General features: G+C 73.8%; 2 protein-coding genes. Both read left to right on the forward strand.

All coding sequences use genetic code 11. From position 1 onward, the window contains the following. Positions 1 to 25 precede the first annotated feature (25 nt). A complete protein-coding gene (locus ACFWJO_RS41190; protein ID WP_020628239.1) occupies positions 26 to 328 on the forward strand; it encodes a DUF3499 family protein in 303 nt (100 codons plus the stop codon). Between the two features lie 45 nt (positions 329 to 373). Then, positions 374 to 1,000 (forward strand): adenosylhomocysteinase (locus ACFWJO_RS41195; protein WP_386873559.1); only part of this gene is annotated, 627 nt, incomplete at its 3' end.

Raw genomic sequence — 1,000 nt, forward strand, 5'->3', positions numbered from 1 at the left:
GAGTAGGGTGGCGGGCGTGGGACCCATGCGACGCTGCAGCAAGACCGGATGCCAGAGCCCTGCCCTGGCCACGCTGACGTACAACTACGCGGACTCGCAGGTGGTCATCGGGCCCCTGTCGCGCCGGGCGGAGCCGCACACGTACGACCTCTGCGGCGAGCACGCTCGACGCACCACGGCCCCGCGCGGCTGGGAGGTGCTGCGGCTGGAGCTGCCCGAGCACTACGAGGCCGTCGACGCGGACGGCGGCGTGCGCACGGTCCCCACCCGGCCCATGGCCGTCCCGCCGGCCCGCCCCGGGCTGCGCGTGGTGCGTGACGGGGACTGACGCGGCACGTGTCGTGCCGCCCGGGGCCTCGCTAGGCTGGAGGGCATGACTGAGACCTCCGCAGAGTTCCGCACCCCCGACGTCGACCCGGCCTTCGCCAACCGCACCACCGTGCCCGGTGCCTCGTTCGACTTCACGGTCCGGGACCTGTCCCTGGCCGAGGCGGGCCGCCACCAGATCCGCCTGGCCGAGCACGAGATGCCGGGGCTGATGTCCCTGCGCGAGGAGTACGGGGAGGCCCAGCCGCTCAAGGGCGCCCGCATCGCCGGCTCCCTGCACATGACCGTGCAGACCGCCGTGGCCGCCGTCGTCGTGGGCTCGGGCACCCCCGAGGACCCGCAGGGCGTGCCCGTGTTCGCCTGGAAGAACGAGTCCCTCGAGGACTACTGGTGGACCGCCTCGCAGATCCTCACCTGGCCGGGCGCGGACGAGGATCCGGAGCGCGGCCCCAACATGATCCTGGACGACGGCGGCGACGCCACCCTGCTGGTGCACAAGGGCGTCGAGTTCGAGGCCGCGGGCGCCGTGCCCAGCGCCACCGAGGACGATCCCGAGGAGTACCGGATCATCCTCGAGACGCTGCGCCGCTCGCTGGCCCGCGACCCGCAGCACTGGACCCGCACCGCCGGCAGCCTGCGCGGCGTCTCCGAGGAGACCACCACGGGCGTGCTG

The organism is Streptomyces sp. NPDC127092 (genome assembly GCF_042722475.1).
GTDB lineage: Bacteria > Actinomycetota > Actinomycetes > Streptomycetales > Streptomycetaceae > Streptomyces.